Annotated in this window: 20 protein-coding genes; 6 read left to right on the top strand and 14 right to left on the bottom strand. The window is 64.6% G+C overall.

The features are described 5' to 3' along the window. Window positions 1-7 precede the first annotated feature (7 nt). Genes I3J27_RS16985 through I3J27_RS16960 form a run of 6 tightly spaced genes read right to left on the bottom strand, consistent with a single transcriptional unit; the run spans window position 8 to window position 7,948 of the window. Entirely contained in the window at window positions 8-562 is a 555-nt protein-coding gene (locus I3J27_RS16985; protein ID WP_270171499.1) for a nitrous oxide reductase accessory protein NosL, read from the bottom strand. Beyond that, window positions 559-1,386 (bottom strand): ABC transporter permease, encoded by an 828-nt coding sequence (locus I3J27_RS16980; RefSeq protein WP_270171497.1) that lies wholly within the window; start codon window positions 1,384-1,386, stop codon window positions 559-561. The genes I3J27_RS16985 and I3J27_RS16980 overlap by 4 nt, the downstream gene beginning before the upstream one ends. Next, window positions 1,383-2,303, bottom strand: a complete 921-nt coding sequence (locus I3J27_RS16975; protein WP_270171495.1) for an ABC transporter ATP-binding protein — start codon at window positions 2,301-2,303, stop codon at window positions 1,383-1,385. The genes I3J27_RS16980 and I3J27_RS16975 overlap by 4 nt, the downstream gene beginning before the upstream one ends. Continuing rightward, complete coding sequence (locus I3J27_RS16970; RefSeq protein ID WP_270172824.1) at window positions 2,300-3,640, bottom strand: nitrous oxide reductase family maturation protein NosD; 1,341 nt, start codon at window positions 3,638-3,640, stop codon at window positions 2,300-2,302. The genes I3J27_RS16975 and I3J27_RS16970 overlap by 4 nt, the downstream gene beginning before the upstream one ends. Before the next feature lie 33 nt (window positions 3,641-3,673). Beyond that, the gene (nosZ, locus tag I3J27_RS16965; protein WP_270171493.1) at window positions 3,674-5,623 is read right to left on the bottom strand and encodes a TAT-dependent nitrous-oxide reductase; all 1,950 of its coding nucleotides are present in this window, start codon (window positions 5,621-5,623) and stop codon (window positions 3,674-3,676) included. A 21-nt stretch (window positions 5,624-5,644) separates the two neighbouring features. Beyond that, the gene (locus I3J27_RS16960; protein WP_270171490.1) at window positions 5,645-7,948 is read right to left on the bottom strand and encodes a NosR/NirI family protein; all 2,304 of its coding nucleotides are present in this window, start codon (window positions 7,946-7,948) and stop codon (window positions 5,645-5,647) included. A gap of 208 nt (window positions 7,949-8,156) precedes the next feature. Between I3J27_RS16960 and I3J27_RS16955 the strand changes: the two genes are divergently transcribed. Continuing rightward, window positions 8,157-9,023, top strand: coding sequence for a ferritin-like domain-containing protein (locus tag I3J27_RS16955; protein ID WP_270171488.1), 867 nt, complete (start codon window positions 8,157-8,159; stop codon window positions 9,021-9,023). 75 nt (window positions 9,024-9,098) lie between these two features. On the opposite strand, the gene kynU is transcribed toward I3J27_RS16955, so the two are convergent. The 5 genes from kynU to I3J27_RS16930 all read right to left on the bottom strand — a co-directional run bounded on the left by kynU (window position 9,099) and on the right by I3J27_RS16930 (window position 14,313). Beyond that, window positions 9,099-10,313, bottom strand: coding sequence for a kynureninase (gene kynU / locus I3J27_RS16950; RefSeq protein ID WP_270171486.1), 1,215 nt, complete (start codon window positions 10,311-10,313; stop codon window positions 9,099-9,101). A gap of 11 nt (window positions 10,314-10,324) precedes the next feature. Beyond that, entirely contained in the window at window positions 10,325-11,164 is an 840-nt protein-coding gene (gene kynA / locus I3J27_RS16945; RefSeq protein ID WP_270171484.1) for a tryptophan 2,3-dioxygenase, read from the bottom strand. 34 nt (window positions 11,165-11,198) lie between these two features. Further along, window positions 11,199-12,008, bottom strand: a complete 810-nt coding sequence (locus tag I3J27_RS16940; RefSeq protein WP_270171482.1) for a hormone-sensitive lipase — start codon at window positions 12,006-12,008, stop codon at window positions 11,199-11,201. Between the two features lie 249 nt (window positions 12,009-12,257). Then, a complete protein-coding gene (locus I3J27_RS16935) occupies window positions 12,258-13,535 on the bottom strand; it encodes an ArgE/DapE family deacylase (RefSeq protein WP_270171480.1) in 1,278 nt (425 codons plus the stop codon). 52 nt (window positions 13,536-13,587) lie between these two features. Beyond that, complete coding sequence (locus tag I3J27_RS16930; protein WP_270171478.1) at window positions 13,588-14,313, bottom strand: pyridoxamine 5'-phosphate oxidase family protein; 726 nt, start codon at window positions 14,311-14,313, stop codon at window positions 13,588-13,590. Between the two features lie 75 nt (window positions 14,314-14,388). Here I3J27_RS16930 and pdxR point away from each other — a divergent pair, with 75 nt between their 5' ends. Next, entirely contained in the window at window positions 14,389-15,873 is a 1,485-nt protein-coding gene (pdxR, locus tag I3J27_RS16925) for a MocR-like pyridoxine biosynthesis transcription factor PdxR (protein ID WP_270171475.1), read from the top strand. Window positions 15,874-15,938: 65 nt separating this feature from the next. Further along, window positions 15,939-16,184, top strand: a complete 246-nt coding sequence (locus I3J27_RS16920) for a DUF6719 family protein (RefSeq protein WP_270171473.1) — start codon at window positions 15,939-15,941, stop codon at window positions 16,182-16,184. A 4-nt stretch (window positions 16,185-16,188) separates the two neighbouring features. On the opposite strand, the gene I3J27_RS16915 is transcribed toward I3J27_RS16920, so the two are convergent. Beyond that, complete coding sequence (locus I3J27_RS16915; protein ID WP_270171471.1) at window positions 16,189-16,554, bottom strand: hypothetical protein; 366 nt, start codon at window positions 16,552-16,554, stop codon at window positions 16,189-16,191. A gap of 35 nt (window positions 16,555-16,589) precedes the next feature. Then, a complete protein-coding gene (locus tag I3J27_RS16910) occupies window positions 16,590-16,754 on the bottom strand; it encodes a hypothetical protein (protein ID WP_270171469.1) in 165 nt (54 codons plus the stop codon). 420 nt (window positions 16,755-17,174) lie between these two features. Between I3J27_RS16910 and I3J27_RS16905 the strand changes: the two genes are divergently transcribed. Further along, window positions 17,175-17,381, top strand: a complete 207-nt coding sequence (locus I3J27_RS16905; protein ID WP_270171466.1) for a hypothetical protein — start codon at window positions 17,175-17,177, stop codon at window positions 17,379-17,381. 11 nt (window positions 17,382-17,392) lie between these two features. On the opposite strand, the gene I3J27_RS16900 is transcribed toward I3J27_RS16905, so the two are convergent. Next, window positions 17,393-17,941: a CreA family protein gene (locus tag I3J27_RS16900; RefSeq protein ID WP_270171464.1), complete on the bottom strand. Its 549-nt coding sequence runs from the start codon at window positions 17,939-17,941 to the stop codon at window positions 17,393-17,395. Window positions 17,942-18,150: 209 nt separating this feature from the next. On the opposite strand from I3J27_RS16900, the gene I3J27_RS16895 reads away from it, so the two are divergent. Together I3J27_RS16895 and I3J27_RS16890 are read left to right on the top strand one after the other, a co-directional pair. Further along, window positions 18,151-19,806 carry a L,D-transpeptidase gene (locus tag I3J27_RS16895; RefSeq protein ID WP_270171463.1) on the top strand — a complete coding sequence of 552 codons (1,656 nt, stop codon included), beginning with the start codon at window positions 18,151-18,153 and terminating at the stop codon, window positions 19,804-19,806. 90 nt (window positions 19,807-19,896) lie between these two features. Next, window positions 19,897-20,466 carry a glutathione peroxidase gene (locus I3J27_RS16890; protein ID WP_270171461.1) on the top strand — a complete coding sequence of 190 codons (570 nt, stop codon included), beginning with the start codon at window positions 19,897-19,899 and terminating at the stop codon, window positions 20,464-20,466. The last annotated feature ends 23 nt before the right edge of the window (window positions 20,467-20,489 follow it).

Genomic DNA, 20,489 nt, shown 5'->3' with positions numbered 1-20,489 from the left:
GTCCTCCTCAGTTGATCGGCCCGCGGTCGGCTCCGCCCTCGTCGGCGGCCCCCGTCCTCTCACCGTCCGAGTCGAGCACGTATTCGCGCGGTACCTCCGAGAACGGGACGATACGCCCACCATTCTCGGCAACGAACGTCTCGGCAGCGGCGCGGTCCGAGAACGGGACGGCCTCGTTGCCGCCCATGCCGCTCCTGGCGCGGCTGCCGATCACGAACAGAGCCTTGCGCGCCTCGATCCAGTTGTCCGCGCCCGGCTTGTCCCAGTTCGGCGCCTTGCCCATGTCGGACACGTAGATCGCCTGGATGTCCTTCGGCTCTTCCGGCAGCACGGTGAAGGCGATGGTGTCGCGCGCCGAGGAGAACCAGACCGGCTCGATCAGACTTGCCACGACGATCTGGCCCTTCGGCCCCGGGTGCTCGAGCACGTTCATGCCGCAATAGTGTCCGATCACCTCCGCGGTCATCTTGAGCGGCGGTGGTGCTTGCGCCGTTTGCTTCTCCTCGCAGCCGAGCAGCGCGAGCGGAAGCAGCAGTGCCAATGCGGTGGCCCGACCTCTCATAGCTCCCTCCGGGAAAAGGCGAGCGCGGCGAATCCGAGCGGGACGAGCGTCCAGGACACCAGCGCGACCAGCAGCACCTGACCCGACAACGTCGTGCTCTGAGCGAGCCCCGCCATGCCGGCAAAGCTGCTGACGTTGGCAAAGCCGGTGAGATTGAACAACCGGTAGACATCGGTCGGGTTCAGCAGCAGCAGCGCATCCACCGCGGACGCGGAAATGCTGCGCCCCTGGTCTACGGCGAGAATGCCGAGCAGGGCCATGTCGTAGATCAGCACCAGCAGCAGCCACAAACCGATGCAGACGCCAGCGGCCGTGCCCCGGTCGCGCACCAGCGCACTGACGAGATAGCCGATGGCAACGAACACCGCGCCGAGCAGCACGGAGGAGCCGATCATCGCGGCGAAGGCCACAAGGCTGTCGAAACCGATCCGGCTTCCAGAAACGCTCAGCGCCGCCGCGGCGATGCCGTAGCCCAGGCAGGTCGCGAAAGCGAGCACCGCCACATGCCCGATGAACTTGCCGAGCAGGACCTGCCAGCGGGCAACCGGGTAGCTCAGCAGCAGGAGCATGGTCCCCCGCTCCATGTCACCGACGATCGCATCGTGGGAGATCAGAAGCGCGATCAGCGGAATCAGGAAGATGGTGAGGCTGGAGAGGCTGACGATCACGACATCGAGCGCGCGGACGCCGACGCTGCCGGTCGGAGCGCTGCCGAGGAAGGTCAGCGACAGCGCCAGACCGGCGAGCAGCAGCGTCGAGGCCAGCACCCAGCGATTCCGGACCGCCTGGTGGATCTCCTTGCGTGCGATGATGAGCGGATTCATGATGCTTGCTCCGCCTGGCGCAGGAAGTGCGCGTAGAGTTCATCCAGTGTCGGCGGCAGCATGTCGATATCCTCGACCGACGTTCCCGACGCGGTTGCCCGGTGCAGCAGCTCGAGCTTCCGCTCCGGCGCGGCATCGATCTCGATGACGTGGCCGTTCACGCGCCGGCACAGCGCGCCGGCCGGCAGCCACGACGGCATCTCGTCAGGGGCAAGGGGGGCCACCTTCAGACGCAATTTTGTCGGCAATCGTGCGATATTGCGCAACCGGTCGATCGATCCGTCCGCGACCTTGACGCCGCGGTTCATGATGATCACCCGGCCGGCTCGCTCCTCGAGTTCAGTGAGCGCGTGCGAGGACAGCAGGACGGTCGCGCCCTGGGCGGCAAGCCGCTCGATGAGGTCGTAGAAGGTCTGGCGCAGCTCCGGATCGAGACCGGTCGTCGGCTCGTCCAGCAGCAGCACTTTCGGATGGCCGATCAGCGCCTGCGCAAGTCCAAGCCGCTGGCGCATGCCCTTGGAATAGGTGCCGATGCGACGTCGACTCGCCGCCCCCAGTCCGACCATGTCGAGCAGCTCGAGCGCCTTCGTCACCGGCTCGCGCTTCAGCCTGGCATAGAAGGCCAGTGTTTCGCCGCCGGTCAGGGCGGCATCGAACGAGACATTTTCCGGCAGATAGCCAAGCTGCCGACGCCCTGTGAACTCGCCGGCGGCCGGATTGTCGCCGAGCACCTCGATCGATCCGCCAGTCGGGCGGATCAGGCCGAGCATCAGCTTCATCAGCGTGGTCTTTCCGGCCCCGTTGTGCCCGATCAGAGCCACCAATTCGCCCTGGCCGAGTTCGAACGAAGCACCGCGCACGGCTTTGATGCGGCCGTACTCCTTGGTGACATCGGTTATTCGTACCGTCCCTGTCATCGTGCGTTCCCGGCCTCACGGCGCAAAGGCGGAGCCATCAACGGGTGGCTGTCGACCACCCCGCCCGGCAGCAGCGCTGGAAACTGGGCTTGGGCCCATCTCAGCACCTGAACGGCGGGGCTGTTGATCAGCACCTTCGCCGAGGGTGCGGTCCACAGCACCCGATCGACGAGATCGTTGGGACGGTAGGCCGTGTCGCCGACACCGTCGCCATTGAGATCGAAAGCGGGATTGTCGCTCCAGTAGTTGCCGCGGCCGCCTTTGGACCAATCGAGATCGCGCGTGCCGACATATTTGACCTGATTGCGATTGCCGACGAAGGCGTTTCCCGTGATCTCGTTGCCCTCGGATCCCGCCGTGAAGTGCACGCCGATGTCGCAGCGCTCGAACCAGTTGTCGCGAAACTTGTTGTGGTTCGTGTTGTAGATGAACACGCATTTCTCCGGCCCGCTCCGGAGAACTTGCCGACGCTTCGCCTCCGGAATCATGCCCGGTTCGTCGTCCGGCCCCTCCTCCACCTTGCCAATGACCGCATCCAGGGGGCCCCCTGTCACCCGGTTGCCGTCGATCTCGGAATAGTTGGCGTAGTTGAACAGGAAACCGTGATCACGGTCGCGATCGGAGACATTGCCGCGGATCGCCAACCTGTTCGAATACATGATGGCATAGCCGACATGGTTGCCGATGGAAACGTTGCCGCTGACTTCGCTGTCATTGGTATACATGTAGTGGACCGCAAAGCGGACCTGCTCGAAGCGGTTGCCGACGAAACGGTCCTTCCGGCTGGAGATCGTGAAGATGCCGTCGCGTCCGTAGCGGATCGTGTTGTCCGCAATGGTGACGTCCGGCGCATTCCAGAGCGAGACGCCGTTGCCCGCCTCGCTGAGACGCCCGCCTCGCAGACCTTCGATCACGTTTCCCACGACCCTGGAGCCGGCCGCGCCATGCACGTAGACACCGAACAGGTTTCCGACCAAACGGTTGTTCTCGATGGTCGCCCGCTCCGCCGTTTTCTGAAGAAAGATTCCGGAATTCATCGCCTGGAGATCCCGGCCCGATCCCCGCACGGTCACGCCGCGGATGGTCACATCGGGCGCGCTCACCGTGACGACATTGCCGGCGGCTCCTCCATCGAGCACGGCGCCCGGACGTCCGGCCAACACCAGAGGCCGGTCGATCCGGATCGCGCCGTGGTATTCGCCTGGAGCCAGCTCGACGACATCGCCGGCACGCGCGCCGTCCAGCAGCGCCTGTAGCGGCTGGTTCGGAGCAGCCGTCAGTGTCTCCGCGTTGGCGGAGGCCGATAATCCGGCGGCGACGAGCGCCGCCGGAAACATATGTCGAAGAAGACGCACCAAGCCGATCCCCTATCAGACCGACTTCGGTTCGACGAACATGCGGCCCTTCATCTCCATGTGCATGGCGTGACAGAACCAGGAGCAGTAGTACCAGTAGACTCCCGCCTTGTCGGCCGTGAACGAAACCGAGGCCGTCGCCATCGGCGCAACCTCCATCTGGATGCCGTAGTTCACGATACAGAAGCCGTGGGTCAAATCTTCCACCGCATCGATGTTGGTGACGAAGACGGTGACCTGGTCGCCCTGCTTGACCTGGAACTGCTCGAGCCCGAACGCCGGCGCGGTCGACGTCATGTAGACCCGCACCTTGTTGCCGTCCCTGATGACCTTGGAATCGGCTTCGAGATTGATGCCGTCGGCCTTGGCCTGCTTGACCGCATCGGCGAACATCGGATCCGCACGGTCCCAGATCGAGATCGGATTGATCTTGGAGCGGTGAACGATGGTGGCGTCATGCGGCTCGGCGAAGCTCGGACCGTCGTGAACCAGCTTCATCTGGTCGCCCGAAATGTCGATCAGCTGATCGTTCTCCGGCTTCAGCGGCCCGACATTGAGGAAACGGTCCTTGGAGAACTTGTTCAGCGAGATCAGCCATTTTCCGTCGGCCTCCTTGGTCTGGCCCATCGAGGAATGGTTGTGACCCGGCTGGTAGTGGACGTCGAGCTTCTGGATGATCGGATCGACCTTCTCGCCCTTGAACGCGCGCCTGGCCAGTTCGATGTTCCATTTGCAGACCTGGCTGTCGAGGAACAGGGTGGTGTAGCCGTTGCCCTTGCCGTCGTAGGCTGTATGCAACGGTCCGAGCCCAAGTTCGGGCTCGGCAACGACGACATCGCGCGGCTTGATCTTGTCGTCGAACAACTGGTCGAACAGCCGCACGTCCATCACGGTCACCGTCGGCGAAAGCTTGCCCGCCGCGACGATATGGATTCCGTCGGGCGCGGTGTTCATGCCGTGCGGATTGTTGGAGACCGGAACGTAGCGCGTGTACGCCGAGCCCTTCCGGCCGTCGAGGACGGGCACGCCGTTCATTTCCTTGAAGTCGCCCTTTTTGACCGCTTCCTCGATCCGCTTGAGATTGAAGATGACCACCCAATCCTGTTCGTTGGCCGTCATCTCGGCCAGGGTCACGCCCTCCTCCGCATTGTAGCAGGTCGCGAAAGCGTACTTGCCCTGGTAGTCGGCATCGACGTTGTCCAGGTTGCCGCTCACGATGATCTGCCAGGCGACCTTCATCGTGTCGCCGTCGATCGCGCTGAAGATGGAACGATACTGTTTCGGATCGTCGAGGATCTTGCCGTCGTTGGGCATCGGCACCCCGTCCTCGCCGTTGGCGAACACATAACCGGTGCGCGGATATTTCTGCACCCTCAAACCATGGACGGTATGCTGGTTCGGAAGCTCGATGATCTTGTCGCACTTCATGACGTCGAGCCGCACCCGCGCCACACGGCTGTTGGCCTTGTCGTTCATGAAGGCGTAGCGCCCGTCATAGGTACCGTCGGTGAACGAGATGTGCGGATGATGCAGATCTCCGTTCATGTAGGTGCCGCCGCGGTTCTTGAGCAGCTCGCGGGTTGCCGGCTGCAGCCCTTCCGTCAGGACCTTCAGGCTTTCGTTGGTCTGGCCCCATCCGGTCGCACTGCAGCGGTTGAAGACCGGGACGCGCATGAGCTCGCGCATCGAAGGAAGCCCGACGATGCGCATTTCGCCGGATTGGCCGCTCGAGAAGAACACGTAGTATTCGTCGAGCTCGCCGGGCGCGACCTCCGCCTTCTGCACGGCCGGCCGGGCCGCTGGTGCCTTCGGTGCGGCAGCTTTGGTCTGGGCGTCCGCCGTCGAGACGAACGCGCCGCCGTCCTTCAGCGTGACGCCGCCGGCAAGTCCAACGCCCGCAGCTACGGCCGTGGTCCCCAGCAAGGTTCGTCGGCTGACGCCCTTTCCGTTTTCGTTTTCGCTCATGACTGTCTCCTCGGTTCGATTTCAGGTTGCGGGTGGAGTGATGGCATCGACGGATGACACACCGACGGGCTTGCCCCCGGCGGTGATGACGGTGGCCGGGCCCTTGCCGCCCGCGCGCATCGATGGCGACGACATCGCCTGGCGCTTCTCCCGCTTCAGCCGCACCTGGATCATGTGCGGGCAGCGATGGTCGTCGAAATAGAGTTCCTGACAGTGCATGCAGTAGATGCACTCGTTGACGTTGATGTGCCCCTCCGGATGGATCGCCTGGACCGGACACTCGTTGGCGCAGCGCTGACACGGCGAGCCGCATTCCGGCCAACGCCGCAGCCACTCGAACATGCGGATGCGGCCGGGGATCGCCAGCGCGGCGCCGAGCGGGCACAGGTAACGGCAGAAGAACCGCTCGACGAACAGGCCCGCTGCGAGCAGGGTCAGCGCGTAGACGACGAACGGCCACTCCCGCCCGAATTTCAGGATGATCGAGGTCTTGAACGGCTCGACCTCGGCAAGCTGCTCGGCGAAGGCAGTCGAGTACAGCGACATGCCGAACAGGCCGAGGAAGATGATGTACTTGATCGGCCAGAGCCGTTCATGAAGTCCCCAGGGCACCCTGAATTGCGGCACCTTGAGCGCCTGCGCGGCGTTGTTGAGCAACTCCTGCAAGGCGCCGAACGGGCAGAGCCAGCCGCAGAACGGACCGCGTCCCCAGAACAGCAGGCCCGCCGCGATCGAGGCCCAGAGAATGAAGATCAGCGGTGCGGACAGGAAGTATTCCCAGCTGAATCCGGTCAGCAGCGAGTTGGCGAAGGTCAGGACGTTGACGACCGAGAGCTGCGCGTTCGCGTACCAGCCCAGCCAGACCAGGATGAAGAGCAGGTAGCCACGGCGTACCCAGGCGTACACCGTCGGACGGCGAACCAGGAAGTTCTGAAAAAAGAAGATCAGGGTGAGCGCACCGAGCGCCGCCACGGTCAAGCCGACCTTGACGGTGTTGGCGCGCCAGATCCGCATCCACAGCGGCTCGTCGTCAGACGCGGCCGGCGGCGTGCCGACTTCGCGCGTCCCGGCCGCCGGGAAGGCCGACGACTTCGCGGGTGCAGCTTGCGCTGGCGGCGCCTCGCGCTTCAGGTAAATGTCGGGAAGCGTGTAGCCGATGGCGAACGTCACCAAGGCCTTGTCCCGGGCGCCGACCACGCGCTGGACCAGGAGCTGCAGCACCCAGGGTTCGGCCGGATCGAGGGCGAGCTCGGGCGGCACCGTGAACAGCGCGATTTCCGGAAAGTCGGGCGCACCTTCGGCGGCAAGGCTGCCCAGCCGGATGTGATCGCGGTCGCGGAAGCGGACGCTGTTGGTCTCCTGGACCAGCTCGATGCGGTCGAAGATTCCGCCGCGAACGTAGGCGGCCCCCTTGAACGAATAGCGGCCGGATCCGGCGACGATCAGCGCCTGCTGACCCGGCTTCAGACGACCGGCAAGCCGGTTATAGCCTTCGTCACCGAGCAGACTGCGGCCGATGGTCGGCACCGCAACATCGGCGACATAGAGATCGATGAACGTCTCGTCCGGCTCGCCTTGCTCCGGATGGGCGACTGCTGCGGCGTTGCCGGATTTTTCGAAGGCCTGATTGACGTCTGCGACCGAGAGAAACAGGCGCCGGACCGAGCCGTCACCGACGAGGCTCTGCCAGTCGCGAAGCTCGCTCTTTTGAGGATCGATGGCCTTCGACGCCTGTGGCGCTGCGCTGGTGGCCGCATTGCCTTGCGCGCCGATCCGGCCGCTCTTGATCAGCTTGGTCGCGGAACGGACGATGCTGTCCCCGATCACCAGCACGGTGACCGTTGCTCCGCTGACGATGTCGACCTGGGGCGCCGGCACAGCGCCGCGCGCCACGCTTGCCATGTCGATGCCGATCAACTTGTTGACGGAATCGAGAATGCGCTTCTCGGGAATCCCGACCAGCACGATCGGCTCTTTGTGATCGACCAGCTTCAGGCCGGTGATGACGCCCTTCGGATCGATCCCGACCAGAAGCTTGATCGGCTTTCCCGAATAGCCGGTGGCGTTGGCGAAGTCCGAATTGAGGTAGACGTATCCTTGCAACTGATCGCCGCGGTAGACTGGAAGGATCGGCGGTTCCCCCTGCGGCGAACCGAACCGGTCGGCGGCCGGAAAGAAGTCGGCAGGCGCGACCTTCGGCAGGTAACTGGCGAGATCGCTGGCCGCATACACCGCTTGCGCCCACACCGTCACCAGAAAAGCGAGGATGACGACGTAGGCGGATGCAGGCTTAGCTCGTTTGGCGACGATTAGACTCCCGGCCATGGAGTACCTCAAAGCGGAACGGCCTGCTCGAGCACGCGTATTCCAGCGAATCTTGATGTTTGATGTTTCGGAATCGCCGTTGATGCCGGGTGCCGGATAGAAGGACGGATTGAGCCAACGCAAGTTGATTTACGTCAAGACGGGCTATCTAGTGATAAGCAGCGAGTGAAAATTTGCGCTGCAACAAACAGCGGAAGGAAAGTCGATCATGCCGTTGTTGCGAACGTCGCTTCTGCGGGCCGAGCCCGCTGGTACCTTGCAGTCACTCGACGAATTGTTCGCGCTCGCCAATGCCATGGAGCAGGAGGCCGCGACAAAATACGCGGAACTCGCCGAAGAAATGCAACGGCAAGATCGTGCCGACCTGGTCGGCGTGTTCAGGGAACTCGCGGCAGCCGAGCGCGAACACGTCGATAGCGTGCAACGCTGGTCGCAGTCGCGCCGCGGCAAGCTGCCGGACCCCACCCTCGTTCGGTGGGAGGCGCCCGAGACGTTCGACAGCAGCGCCACGGCCGAAATCAAGGCTTCGAAGCTGATGACGCCGTACCGCGCGCTCGCAATGGCCGTCCGTAACGAGGAACGCGCCTTTGCGTTCTGGTCGTACCTGGCGGCGTTTGCGGCCGACTCCGAGATCAAGGCGGCCGCGGAGGCGATGGCTGCCGAGGAGCTCGGGCACGTGGCGACCTTGCGCAAAGCACGCCGGCGGGCTTACCGACAAGAGCCCGATGCGATACGTCCGGGTGAGGCACCGGCGGAGCGAATCGATGCTGGCGTCCTGGAGCGCAGGTTGGCCGGCCGGCTCGACCAGTTGGAAGGTGCCTTTGACTCGGTTCAGGCCTCAAGGATTCGCGAACTGGCTGACGAAGCGCGATCGATGTCGGGCCAGGCGGATGGATTCGGGCGGTTCCCGGCCAGCCTCGAGCAGCGAGATGCCGAGACGATCGCTGAGGCACTGACGGATGCGTATCTCGAGGGAGCAGAGACATCGGATAGCCCGGCACGTCTCGAAACGCTCCAGGCTCTCGCCGGCCGGTCGATAGCCCGTCTGGCGTGGCTCCGATCCCTGTCCGCCTGACGAACATGCCGCTTTGCAGGAAAGGCCGGAAGGCGACCGCTTCAATCCTTCACATCGGCGGGCGACGCCCTCTCCTCACGTCACGGCGTTCACGACCTGGTACTCCGGCCGTCGCCACACCTCGCCCACGATGACGTCCTCGATGATGTCCGCGGCCTTCAACACCTCGGCTTCGCCGATATACAGCGGCGTGATGCCAAACCGCATGATGTCGGGGGCGCGGAAATCGCCAATGAGGCCGCGCGCGATCAGGGCCTGCATCGCGGCATAGCCGCCGTCGAAGGCGAATGAGACCTGCGAGCCGCGGCGCTCCTGCGCACGCGGGGTGACAAGCTTCAAAGACGGACAGCGGCGCTCGACCTCCGCGATCAGGAGATCGCCGAGCGCCAGCGAGCGCGTGCGGACCTCCGCGATATCGACGCGGTTCCATATGTCCAGCGAGGCCTCCAGCGCCGCCATAGCCAGCACCGGCGGGGTGCCGACGCGCATGCGCTCGACGCCGCCCGCGGCCGCATAGGCGAGCTCGAATGCGAACGGCTTGGCGTGCCCCATCCAGCCGGACAGCGCGGCGCGCACGCCGTCGGCGTGGCGCGGCGCGACATAGAGGAAGGCCGGCGCACCGGGGCCGGCGTTGAGATATTTGTAGGTGCAGCCTGCTGCGAAATCAGCGCCGCTTCCAGCGAGGTCCACCGGCAGCGCACCGGCCGAATGCGCGAGATCCCAGACCGTGACGATGCCGAGCGCATGCGCTTTCGCGGTCAGCTTCGCCATGTCGTGGCGGCGGCCGGTGCGGTAGTCGACCTCGGTGATGTAGAGAACCGCGATCTCCTCCGACAACGCAGCCTCGATCTCTTCCGGTGCCACCAGGCGCAATTGATGGCCGCGCCCGAGCGTGGCGATCAGGCCTTCGGCCATGTAGAGGTCGGTCGGAAAGTTTCCCGTGTCGGAGAGAACGACCTTGCGCGATGCGTTCATGTCGAGCGCGGCGGCGAGCGCCTGATAGACTTTCAGCGACAGCGTGTCTCCGACCATCACGGAGCCGGCCTCCGCACCGATCAGCCGCGCGATGCGGTCGCCGACATGGCGCGGCTGGGCATACCAGCCCGCACTATTCCAGGCGCGGATCAGCTCATTGCCCCACTCGGCCGTAATGACGCGGTTGACGCGCTCGGCGACACCAAACGGCAATGCGCCGAGCGAATTGCCGTCGAGATAGATCACGCCGTCAGGCAGATGGAACAGCGCTTTGGTGTCGTCATAGACGCGAAGCCTGGCCTTGCGAGTAGACATCTTGGACATCTCTACAGAATGGTGCGGACGCGCCAGAGCTCGGGGAACAGCTCGACCTCCAGCATTCGCTTGAGGTAGCTGACGCCGCCGGTGCCGCCGGTGCCGCGCTTGAAGCCGATGACGCGCTCGACCGTGGTGACGTGGTTGAAGCGCCAGCGGCGGAAATAGTCCTCGAAGTCGACCAGCTTCTCGGCAAGCTCGTAGAGCATCCAGTGCGTCTCCGGCGCCTCGTAGACGACGCGCCACGCCTGAAGCACGCCCTCGTTGAAGCTGTGGGTCTCGCGGACGTCGCGGGCGAGCACCGCGGCAGGCATCTTGAGCCCATTGCGGTCGGCGAGCCGCAGCACCTCGTCATAGAGGCTGGGCGTCGCAAGCTCGGCCTCGAGCAGCTTGGTCGTCTCCTCATCGTGCGCGTGCGGCTTGAGCATGGCGTGGTTGCGGTTGCCGAGCAGGAATTCGATCAGCCTGTATTGACGCGACTGGAAGCCCGAGGATTGGCCGAGCTGCGAGCGGAAGCGCGTGTACTCGCTGGGCGTCATGGTGCGCAGCACGTCCCAGGCATTGTTGAGCTGCTCGAAGATGCGCGACATCCGCGCCAGCATCTTCATCGCCGGCGACACCTCGTCCCGTGAGATCGCGCGGCGGGCGGCGCTGAGCTCGTGGAGGGCAAGGCGCATCCACAGCTCCGTTGTCTGATGCTGGATGATGAACAGCATCTCGTCATGCGCCTCCGACAGTGGATGCTGCGCACCGAGGATCGCATCCAGCGCCAGATAGTCGCCATAGGACATGCGCCGGGCGAAATCGGTCTCGGCGCCTTCGCTTGCGGGATCGTAATCGCTGGACGTCATGACAGGCCCTTTCGATCGATCGTCTCTCGCCTCGTCAGTCGAGGCCGATCAGGCGTGCAGTGATCGGCGACGACGGATCCTTCAGTCCGTCGATCACGGTGAAATGGTTGAGCCCGGGATCGACGACAAGGCGCGTCGGCACGTCGAAGCCGGTCCAGACATTGGCCATCAGGTCGGACTGACGGATGAATTCCGGCCGCTCGCCGCCGCCGACCCAGGCGGTCACGGGCGAATGCCCGCGTGGCAGATGCAGCGCCGCGCTTTCGCACGTCGCCTCTTCCATGGTAATGCGCAGCGTCTCGTTCATCTTCGTCCTGAGCAGCGGCCGCAGATCGTGCAGGCCGCTGATCGAGAGCGTGCCGGCAATGCGGTTATAGACGGCGCCCTCGAGCCGGCTGTCGTCGCACAGCATACGCGTGACGAGATGGCCGCCAGCGGAGTGGCCGGCAAGCCGGATCGGCCCTGCGACCAGCGCGGCCGCTTTCGCAATTGCGGCGGTGATTTCAGCGGTGATGTCGGAGATGCGCGCGGCCGGCGCCAGGGTGTAACTCGGCAGCGCCACGGTCCAGCCGTGGTGCCGCGCGCCTTCGGCAAGATCGGTCCAGGTCGACTTGTCGAAACGCATCCAGTAGCCGCCGTGCACGAACACGACGAGGCCCTTGCTGTCGCCGTCGGGCAGGATCAGGTCGAGGCGCTGACGCTCGCCGGCGCCATAGGCGATGTCGGCGCGAAAATCCTTCAGCCCGGCCCGGTAGGCCGCGGCCCGCTCCGCCCATTGGGCCGGCATCTTGTCCGAGCCCGGGATATGGGCCGAATTGGCATAAGCATCATCCCAATCGCGCATCGTTGCTCCCTCGGCGGACTCAGGCTAGCGATCGGGCGCCAGTCTGCCACCGGTCAGGGCGGCATCCTAGTCTTTATTTTAAGCTTAAAGGATTTGGCGAAGCCGCTGTTTCGGGCAGCGGTCGCCCCAACCGAGATGCCGTAGGGTGGGCAAAGCGGAGCGTGCCCACCCTCTCGGTTCATATACGAGAATGCTGGTGGGCACGGCGCAAGTGCGCCTTTGCCCACCCTACGAGATCTGCGACCGCTGCTACGCCTTCTCCACCCCGCACCACTCCGCGATGAACAGCGCCATCGCCTTGGTCGTCTTCTTCAGTGAGTCCAGCTCGACGAATTCGTTGAAGCCGTGCATCTCGCCGCCGCTGGCGCCGAAGCACAAGCTCGGGATGCCGTGGTTGAGGCCGTAGAAGCGAGTGTCGGTGAGCGCGGTGAAGGCGAGATCTTGGACGGTGCCGCCGTAGACGGCGTTGAAGGCCCTGCCGAACGCGGCCTCGGGCGCCGCAGCATCCGTCAGCTCATAGCCTTCCGACAAAAAGCCCGACCATTCGATCTCCGGCGGATTGTTGGCGAGAAAGCGGTCGTTACGCGCGGCAGCCGCAACGCAGGCCGCGATCTCCTTCTGGTGATCGGCGATCGACCAACCCGGCAACACGGCAATCCGGCAGTCGACGTCGCACCAGGCCGGCACGCTGGAGGCCCAATCGCCACCCTTGATGATGCCGGGATTGAAGTTGATGGGATGGTTCAATGTCTTGAAATGGCGGTCGGCCTTGGCGCGCTCGTTCCACTCGATCTCGAGCTTTTGCAGCGCCTGGATCAGATGATAGGCCGCCATGATCGCGTTGGCGCCCGAGCCGGCGAAGGCGACATGGGTCGGATGGCCCTTCACCCGCAGGCGAAACCAGATCACGCCGACTTGCGAGCGCACCATCTTGCCGCCGGTCGGCTCCGGGATGAAGCAGGCGTCCGCACGATAGCCGCGCTGCAACGTCGAGAGCGCGCCGACGCCAGTGCTCTCCTCCTCGATCACCGATTGGACATGAATCCGCGCCGTCGGCTTGAGGCCCGCGGCCTTGATCGCATCCAGCGCATAGAGCGCGCCGATCGTGCCTGACTTCATGTCGCAGGCGCCGCGGCCGAACATCTTGCCGTCCTTGACGACGGGCGTGAACGGCGGCGTGTCCCACAATTCCAGCGGTCCCGCAGGCACGACGTCGCAATGCCCCTGGAGGATCAGCGACCTGCCGCCATTGGTTTGCGGACGGTAGGTGCCCACCACCGACCGCGCCTTGGAGAAATCATGCTCGATCGGGCCGTAGCCGCGCAGATCCCTGAGATCGTCGACATCGATGTGCCAGTCATCGACCTCATAGCCCCGCTCGCGCAGGAGGTCGCCCATCATGTCCTGGCACGGCCCCTCCGCCCCGCGGGTCGAAGGGATCGCGACGAAATCACGTGTGGTCGCGAGCTGGGATTCGAAGCCGGCATCGACGGCGTCGAGAATCCTCTGCTGCGTTTCGGCATTCATCAGGCAACTCCAAGCATTCGCATCGTTCAAGGAGTGCGCAAGCTAGCCGATTTCAGCCGTTCGGGTACTGTGCAAAATAGGCATCCCGCAATGCATCTTCGAGCAGCCGGCCTTCCGAATAGCCATTCAGCGTCGCAGGCCGGCTCACGCCGTCGAGCAGCCGCGAGCACGGCTCCGGCGCGCCGAGCACGGTGCGCACCGGAATGCGCTCGGCATAGATCGGCAATTCGTAGTCCTCGTCGTCATCGGCGACACCCTTGGCGCGGACCTTGGCCGAGGCCTCCTCGATCTCCATCGCGATGAAGGAGGTCGCCTTGATCTCCTGCGTGTTGCTCGCCCGCAGGCTCGCCGTGCGGTCCGGGAAGAAGCGGTCGACCATCGCGATCACCGCGCGCTCCTTCTCATCGGCGTCGGTGACGAGATAGGCGGTGCCAAACGCCATCACGGCGCGGTAGTCGGCGGAGTGGTTGAAGCCGCAACGCGCCAGCACGAGGCTGTCGAGATGGGCGACCGTCAGGCAGACGCGCTCGCCTTTGGTCTGGTTGCGCAGCATGCGGCTGGCGCTCGAGCCGTGCCAGTAAAGCTTCGTCCCCTCGCGCCAGAAGAAGGTCGGCGTGCAATAGGGCTGCCCGTCGATGACATAGGAGACATGGCACATCATCGAGGAATCCAGGATGCGATGAACGGTCTCGTGATCGTAGAAGCCGCGGTCGTGACGGCGCTTCACCTGGTTGCGCGCTGACGTCGGGTAGGAATTCGGGGTCTCAACCTGGCTCACGGCCGCTCCTGTCGGGATTGGAACAATTCCAGGAGAGTTGTAGCGGCCAATTTGGTCTGCGATAGTTCCAATTCCATGCAAAAAATTTCGACCAATTCTGCGGTGCCCGCCAAGCATTCTCCGTCGAAGCCTGAGCTGCCGCTCGACCTCACCGGCCCACACATCACGCTAGGTGCCTCCGCCGCGCATCGGCTGTATCAGGCGCTGTGCGAGATGATCGTCTCCGGCCTGGTAAAACCCGGCGAGCCGCTGCCGCCGTCGCGGACGCTGGCGAAGCAAACGGGCTTCCGCCGCAACGCCGTCGTCACCGCCTATGAACGCCTGATCGCCGACGGCTTTGCCAACGCCACCGTCGGCTCCGGCACCTTCGTTGCGGCGCGCATTCCTGCGCGCGCGACCGAACCGAACAAGCCGAAGGTCGTCGTCGAGGCGCCCAGGCAAGGCGCATTCTCGCTGGGATGCACCCATATCGACGAGCGCGCCGTGCAGCGTTTTCGCGCTTTCCTCGGGCGCCGGATGCGCGCCTTCGGCTCCGAGCACCTGCATTATGGCGATCCCCGCGGCAGCCGCGAGCTGCGCGCCGCGATCGCCGACCATCTGCTGTCGGCGCGCGGCCTGCGCTGCGACCCCGACCAGATCATGCTGACATCAGGCACGCTGCATGCGCTGCGCATCGTGCTGAGCGCGATCCTCAAGGCGGGCGACCAGGTCTGGTGCGAGGACCCAGGTTACCCCGCCGCGCGCAACACCATCGTGCATTGCGGCTATCGCGCCGTGCCCGTTCCCGTCGACGAGCATGGCATGCGCGTCGCCAAGGGACGCACCGCGGGGTCCAACGCGCGCGCAGCCTATGTGACGCCGTCGCACCAGTTTCCATTGGGCGTGCAGATGTCGATGCCGCGGCGGCTCGAGCTGCTGGACTGGGCGAGGCAGGCCGGCGCCTTCGTGCTGGAGGACGATTACGACAGCGAGTTCCGCTATGACGGCGCGCCGCTGATGTCGCTCGCCGGGATCGACCATCTCCAGCGCGTGATCTACATGGGCACCTTCGCCAAGACGCTGTTTCCGGGCCTGCGCATCGGCTATTGCGCCGTGCCCGAGCGCCTGATCTCCGATGTGACCGCCGCGCGCGCCGCGCTCGATCGCTTTCCCGGCACGCTGATGGAGGGTGCGGTGGCCGACATGCTCAATTCCGGCGCGTTCGCCGCAAATCTCAGGCGCGTGCGAAAGCTCTATCGCGAGGCGCGCGATGCGCTGGCCGAGACACTGGAAGCAGCGTCCGATGGCGTGCTGTCGGTGCCGGTGCCGTCGCAAGGGCTGCACCTTGTCGCCCGGTTCGATCCGTCGATTGATCTTGCGGTCGCGGCGCAGGCGAAGCAGGCCGCCGGCGCGGAAGGCTGGCTGCTCGCCGACACCTATTCGCGCGCGCGTCCCCTGCCCGGGTTCGTTCTGGGATTTTCCGGGCACGCAGTTCCCAAGCTCGTGGCATCGGCGGAACGGTTGGCGCGGGAATCGCGCACTGCCTTGCGCACGAAGGGCAAACCGGTTCGGCCGGTATGACGAAGTTCACTATCAGAATCGCGAGCCCGTCCCTACATTGCGGCATCGATGTCGGGACCCTCGCCATGCTTCTCCGCCGTGCCGCCTGCCTCTCGCTCCTGATCTCCGTTGCGCTCGCGACGACGGCGCATGCCGTGACCGTCGGACGTGAACAGGATATCGGCGATCTCAAGCTCGGTCAGCGCGTGCAGGTGGATGACGGAACCTGCCCCGCCGGGCAGGTCAAGGAGGTGCGCGGCGCCAAGATGACCGACAAGGGCGTGGCGCGGACCAGCGCCTGCGTTTCGCGGTTCGGTCCGAAATCCAAGTGACGGCTCAAGACTTCGCCGGATCGAACATGCACTGAAGGGTTGGCTTGGCGATCCTGGTGAAGGTCGGCCCGATCTCGCTTTGCTTGGACGGCGGCACCCAATCGGTCTCGATCGTTGGCACCCCGGTCTCGCTGATGCCACGCAAGAGTGCCTCGCGCAGATCGCGGTCCTCGACGGCCGCAGCGGCGTGATCGTGCAGGCAGCTACAGACCGCCTCGGGACGCTCCCAGCGTCCGAGCATGCGGGGCGCACACTGGCGCACGAACTCGCTGCGGGGATCCGGCAATCTGGAGGGAGCGCGCACCTGCGCCTCGGCGGCACTGATCGTCAGAAGGGACAGGAACGCGGCGGCGCAGAAACGAACAATCATGACGGCCTTTATCGGCTGATTTTTATTGCTGGCGATCAGAAGCGTGCCGCGACCACGATCGGCTGCACCGCCGCGGTCGTCACCGGCGAGCCGCTGTACTGGAAGGTGCCGACGCCCGGGAGATTGCCATCCGGCGAGCCCGCGAACGAGGAACTGGCGAGCACGAAAGTGAAGGCGAGGATGAAGCTGAGCGCGCGCATGGTCTTGTCCCTCAATTCCGTGGCCGGCGGTGCGCCGTCGTCGTTGTGAAGCTGATAACCATGCGTCGTTTCGCGCGTGATGCGCCAAAAGGGGAAAATGGTTTCGTCTTTGCGAGAATTGTTTCGTCGCGTTCCGGCCGACGAAACATTCGGCGGAAAACCCCAATCTTTTCAGATGGGTCCCAGCGCCGCTCAAAGTCGCCTGGCAAGCGCCAGTCGGGCCTGGAAGCAACTGGCGTGCAGCGCACCGTCACATGTCCGCCTTCCGCACTTCACATGCATTTTACGTTTTTCTGCTGAAGAGAAGCCCAAACGAAGGCTGGGTCCTGTCGAACCGGGAGCGCGTCGGCTGCGACCCAAGCCATCGAAACCGAGACGCCCGGATCATCACCGGGCGCGTTCATTTGAGGGATGGCCATCATGATGGCGCAAGTTCGCGCAACGGCGCGCGACGCGGACCTGGGGACGGACCGCGCCGAACAACCCATTCGCAGCTCCGTCGCACCAGTCGGTGCGATGTCGCACCAGTCAGACCGCGGCTACGAGGCGGCGCCACAGGCGTTCGTGCGGCTGACCGGCTCGCATCTGGCAAAGCCGCGCGTCAGCCGCGAGCACATCACTGAGTGAACGCGCGTGCGTCACTGAGTAAAGAACTCGCCGCACTTCTGGACGTTCGCGTCCGCCGGTCCCCACGGCATGATCGGCACCGTCGAGGTCGAGTTCTTCGGCGAGCCTTCGATCAGCCTGTCCGAATAGACCATGTAGACCAGCACGTTGCGCTTGGCGTCACAGCCGCGCACGATCTGCATCTTCTTGAAGAACAGCGAGCGACGCTGGCGGAACATGTCGTCGCCCTGCTCCATCTTGGTCTTGAACTTGATCGGCCCGACCTGGCGGCAGGCGAGCGAGATGTCCGAGACCTCCTCGGCAAGGCCTAGCCAGCCCTTGAAGCCGCCCTTCTCCGGCACCGTGAAATGACAGGCCACGCCCTCGACCTCGGGGTCGTCGAGGCCATAGGTCGCGAGCTTGTCGTTCGGGCTCATCCATTTGAACACGGTGGAGCGGCGAAAGATCAGATCGGGCTCGTCGGCAGCCACGGCAAAGGTCGCAGGCGTGGTCAGAGCCAGGAGGAATAAAGCGAGGCCTTTCAAGCGGATGCCGGAAAGACCGGGGAAACGAGATGACATGAAGTTCTCCGGTAACAAGTCCCCGCAATGTAGGCATGAGGCACCCGATCAGGAAGACGACCGGCAAGCCGACACGGCCGCCGTTTACCGCTCCGTGAGGCTTTTTTGCTACGGTTTGGACAAATGTAGCTGATGGCAGAACTGCCTTGCTGGTGAACGCGTATTCCCTTTGAGAGACTAATGTCTGATTTGGATTGTGGATTCGAGGAATGAATAGCGTGAACGGGTCCCGTTTTTCTGCGACGCCAGCGCGGCTGTGGCAGGTCGCCATTTTGACGGCGGCAGGTGCGATCGGCACGACCAGCCAGGCAGACGCAGCGTTTTACTACTGGAGCGACTACTCCGACGGATCCTACTCTTCCCGGCAGGAACGGCATCCCGACATCCCCCGCCAGAAGCCGCAGAAGCGCGGTGTGGCCGGCAAGAAAGAGATCGTCGCCGAAAAGGAAGCCGGCACCAAGCCGCAAGGCCCGCTCGTCATCGTCGTCTCGGTCGAGCGGCAGAAGGTGACGGTCTACGACACCAACGGCGTGTTCGCGGAATCGCCGGTGTCGACGGGTATGAAGGGCCATTCGACGCCGATGGGTGTGTTCAGCATCATCCAGAAGCACAAATTCCACCACTCCAACATCTATAGCGGCGCGCCGATGCCGTACATGCAGCGGATCACCTGGTCCGGTGTCGCCATGCATGCCGGCGTGCTGCCGGGTTATCCCGCCTCGCACGGCTGCATCCGCATGCCGATGTCGTTCGCGATGAAGATGTGGAACTGGACCAGGATGGGCGCGCGCGTGATCGTCACGCCCGGCCAGATGTCGCCGCAAAACGTCTCGCATCCGCTGCTTGCCTCGGTGCGCGTGCCGCCGCAGCCTGCCGCCAGCCTCGCGCCGCAGACCAATGTCGGCGACAAGGCCGACAAGGGCGCAGCCGGTGCCAAGGTGACCGAAGCCAAACCGCTTGAGACGAAGACTGCGAGTGCGGACAGCGTGCTCGAGCTGCGCTCGTCGGTCGGCCACACCGTGATGTCGGATGTGACCACCGGCAATGCAGCGGCCCGCGAGGACGCCGCAGCTCCAGCTGAGAACGCCGAGGCAACGTCTGAGACAAAGACCGCCGACGCATCTGAGGCGGCCAGGCCGCAGACCGAAGAAGCTGCCAAGCCCGCGACTATCGATGCGAAGCCCGCCGAGGCCGCGGAAGCGCCCAAAACTACCGAGACTACCGACGACAAGCCTGCCGGCAAGGTCGAGGCGACCAAGGTTGAGCCCGCCAAGACTGAAGCGGCCGAAGCCCCCAAGAAGCCCGATGCGCCGGCGCTCGCCGCCTCGCCCGACGCGAAGAAGGACGAGAGCCGCGTTGCCGAGCCGGCACCGGCCGCAAAGCCGGAGGCGCCCAAGCGCGCCGGCCAGATCGCCGTCTTCATCAGCCGCAAGGATTCCAAGCTCTACGTGCGGCAGAATTTTGCACCGCTGTTCGAGGTGCCCGTCACGATCGCCGCGAGCGACCGGCCGCTCGGCACGCATGTCTTCACCGCCGAGGTCGACAAGACCGACAGCAATGCGCTGCATTGGTCGGTGGTGTCGCTGCCGGTCTCCGTCCGCGCCGCCGCCCGCGAGGATGACGGCCGCATGACACGCCAGCGCGGCGCCGCCGTGATCCCCGTCGCCGCAAAGCCTGTTGCAGCCAAGCCCGTGATCATGCCGGACAGCCCGGCCGAGGCCCTCGACCGCATCTCGATCCCCGCCGACACCATGGCGAAGATCAACGAGATGCTGACGTCGGGTGGCTCGATCATCGTCTCCGATCAAGGCATCAACCAGGGCGAGACCGGCGAAGGCACCGACTTCATTGTCCGCCTCTACTAGAGCTCCGTCGCGTCCGATAACGCGGTGTTGACGAGGCGCATCGCGCCTGCGGAGTAAAGTACGCCCGGATCCATTTCCGGGGATGCCGTCATGATGAATCGCAGGACCATGCTGGCCGCGGCGCTTGCAGGTACATTTGCGCCGACAACGCGGGCGTTTGCCGATGTCGGCATGAGCCGGATCCCGGCCTACGCGTTCTCCTTCCCGGCCTTGTCCGGCGACGACATCCGTCTCGCCACCTTCACCGGCAAACCGCTGCTGATCGTGAACACCGCTTCGCTCTGCGGCTACACACCGCAATATGCCGGCCTGCAGGAGATCTGGAGCGAGTTTCGCGAGCGCGGGCTAACTGTGATCGGCGTGCCCTCCAACGATTTCGGCGGCCAGGAGTCCGGCGGCACCAGCGAAATCACGGAGACCGCGCACCACCAATACGGCGTTACCTTCCCCATCGCAGCCAAGGCCGTAGTGGTCGGTGCGAAGGCGCATCCGTTCTACAAATGGGCCGCCGAGGCGCGGCCGAGGGAAGTTCCGCGCTGGAACTTCCACAAATACCTGATCGGCCGCGACGGCCATATCGCGGAGGTCTTTGCATCCGCCGTCGAACCTGCCGACACGCGGATCAAGACGGCCGTTGCCAAGGCATTGGCCGACAGTTGACGCGCGCCGGCCCCATCCGGTTG

This window comes from Bradyrhizobium xenonodulans (genome assembly GCF_027594865.1).
Lineage (GTDB): Bacteria > Pseudomonadota > Alphaproteobacteria > Rhizobiales > Xanthobacteraceae > Bradyrhizobium > Bradyrhizobium xenonodulans.
The sequence above is the reverse complement of the archived record's forward strand: the minus strand, read 5'-3'. Positions and strand labels throughout refer to the sequence as shown.